Source organism: Azoarcus sp. TTM-91 (assembly GCF_012911025.1).
GTDB lineage: Bacteria > Pseudomonadota > Gammaproteobacteria > Burkholderiales > Rhodocyclaceae > Azoarcus.
Window position 1 is genome coordinate 1 of record NZ_WUEI01000217.1, and the last position, 2,962, is coordinate 2,962.

General features: G+C 70.3%; 1 pseudogene. It reads left to right on the plus strand.

Annotated features, from left to right (window positions below):
• Positions 1-2,962 (plus strand): annotated as a pseudogene (locus GRF61_RS23675) (hypothetical protein); the annotation flags it as partial.

Below are 2,962 nucleotides of genomic sequence, written 5' to 3' on the forward strand. Positions count from 1 at the left end.
GTGCATTACTTCGCTCCCGAACAGGCGGAGGAAGAAGCCCGGCTGCTGGAGAAGCGCCTCAGCGCCACCCCGCCTGCACAGGCTGCGCCATCCCCGCCCGCCGGGGCGCAGGTCCAGCCCAGGAGCGCCGTGCCGAGCGGACAGATGGTATCCGGCAGCCCCGGGCTGGCCCTTTCCGGCGGCGGCATCCGCAGCGCCACCTTCAACCTTGGCCTGCTGCAGGCCCTGGCGGCGCAAGGCTTGCTGAAGCCTTTCGGCTACCTCTCCACCGTCTCCGGCGGCGGCTACATCGGCGGCTTCCTCGGCCGGCTGTACCACCGCGCCAGCGAGGAAAACGCTCAGGCGTCGCCGCTGGCAGTAGCCCAGGACGTGGAACGCAAGCTGGCCAGCGACGAGGCGCCCATCATCCGCTGGCTGCGCGACAACGGCCGCTACCTCGCCCCGCACGGCGGCAAGGACCGCCGCTTCGCCGCCGCGGTCTACCTGCGCAACCTGCTGTCGGTGCATGTGTTCCTCGCCGTCATCTTCTTCAGCGCCTTCATGGTGCTCGCCTGGCTGCGCAGCGCCTTTACCGCCACCGCCGCGCCGGAGCTGGTCCAGGCCGCGGAGCCGCACTACGAAGCCGGGCCGCTGTGGAGCCTGGCGGTGCTGGCGCTGATGCTGTTCATTTCCTCCGCCTGGAGCTACTGGATGATACGGCGCGACAAGGGCTGCGCCTGGTTCCAGGTGTTCGTCGCCCTGGCCCTGGCGGCAGGCCCGCTCGCCCTCCTGTGGTTCACCGATGCCGGCTGCCCGGCCTTCGGCAGCCCGCCGACGGTCTTCTGGCACGAGTGCCAACCACGCGGCCGCGGCCTGCTGATGCTGGCGGGCACCGCGCTGGCGACACTGCCCATCCTGCTCCTCACCCGGCTGGGGTCCGACACCCTCGCCCACGCCCGCAACCGGCTCTCCAAGCTCTCCTCTCGCCTGCTGCTCTATCTGTTCGCCGGCGCCGGCCTCGCCCTGCTGGACGACCTGGCGCTGCTCACGCTGCGCGTGGTGGAGAACAAGACGGACCTGCCGCTGCTGGGCGCCGGCCTCACCGGCGCTTTGTTGACGGCCTTGCGCGCCCTCGCCACCCATCTGTCCTCCGGCGTGAACAAGCTGGGCAACAGCACCGCCGGACGTAGCCTCAAAGGCGCCATCGGGGTGGTCGGCGTGGCCTTGATGACGCTGGTCGCCTTCGGCTGGGCGGTGGCCGCCTATGGCGTGGCCGGCAGCAAGCTGTCGCAGCAGGTCCCGCTCGGCTGGCTGGCGCTGGCGGCGGCGTTCATCCTCCTGCTGATGTTCGCGGTCTACCGCGGCAACCTGGACTTCCTCAACCTCTCGTCGCTGCACCAGTTCTATGCCGCCCGCCTCACCCGCGCCTACCTGGGCGCCGGCAACCGCAAGCGCGACATCGCCTGGTCGGAAACACCGGTGCGCGGCAGCGGCCAGACGCCGGTCTCCGACGTGGTGGAGGGCGACGACATGCCGATGCGCGCGCAGGGACCGGACAGCCACGCCTACGCGCCCCACCTGCACGGCGGCCCGCTGCATCTCATCAACGCGAATGTGAACCAGACCCGCTACTCCGCCACCGGCAACTTCCAGCCAGATCGCAAAGGCTGGAACATGGCGGTGGGGCCGGCCGGCTACAACCTCGGCCGCAGCGTCTGGCATGCCGCCGGATGGCAGGAGGCCGAAGCCCTGTCGCTGGGTTGCTGGATCTCCGTCTCCGGCGCCGCCTTCTCCACCGGCGCCGGCCCGCGCACCGGCCTGGGCTTCTCCGCCCTGCTCGGCCTGCTGGGCGTGCGCCTGGGCTACTGGTGGCGTTCCGGCAGCGGCGGAAAGAGCGTCACACCCACCACCGCCGGCGCGTTGATGGATGAATTCACCGCCAACTTCAACCCTGACGAATACCGCTACTGGTACCTCTCCGATGGCGGCCACTTCGAGAACACCGCCGCCTACGAGCTGATACGGCGCAAGCTGAAGCAGATCGTGGTCGCCGATTGCGGAGCCGACCCGGACTACAGCTTCGACGACCTCACCAACCTGGTGCTGAAGGCCCGCATCGACTTCGACACCGAGATCGAGTTCTTCGGCGAGGCCGACCTCGACACCTTGTGGGGCAACACCCCCTGGCGCGCCGCCTTCTTCGCCCCTGCACTCGGCCTACCCCGCGGCGGCGCCGCGCTGGCCCTGGCGCGGGTGGGCTACCGCGACGACCCCGAACCCGGCTGGCTGCTGCTGGTGAAGCCGCGCCTGCTGCCCGACCTGCCGGCCGACCTCGCCCACTACGCCGACAGCGCGCCGTCCTTCCCGCAGCAAAGCACCGCCGACCAGTTCTATGACGAAGCCCAGTGGGAAAGCACCCGCAAGCTCGGCCGGCTGATCGGCGGCCAGCTCGCCGGCCCGCTGGCCGCCCTGCCGCAGGCTTGGCAGGACTACCTCGCTGCCCATCCCGGCTTCGCCGGCACCGACTGGAGCCGCCCGCCGCCGCCCAAGCCGGCCGAAGACAGCCCCAAGCCGGTTGGCACCGCCAAGCTGGTCGCGCTCTACACCCCCATCGTGATCGCGCTGTGGACCGGCTTCGAGTTCTATTCCAACTACGAGAAATCACAGGCCACCGCTGCCGAGGAGCGGGTGAAGTTCGTGCTCTCCCGCATCGACGTGCTGGAAAAGAAGGCCGACGAGAAACCCCTGTGCGGCACCCGCACCAGCGACTGCCCCACCGCCGCCGGCCAGCTGGAAATGCTGCGCCGGGAACTCGCCGATCTCGCCCTCATCAAGCCGGAGAAGGCGAAATCCCTCTTGGAGATCACCGACAAATTGGCCTCCGCGCTGGGCCTGGACAGGCCGCTGGCCGGCGAGGCCAAGGGCGGCGCCAGCGCCCGCGGCGAGTTGAACACCGCCGGCGCCACCGCGGGCAGCCCCGCTC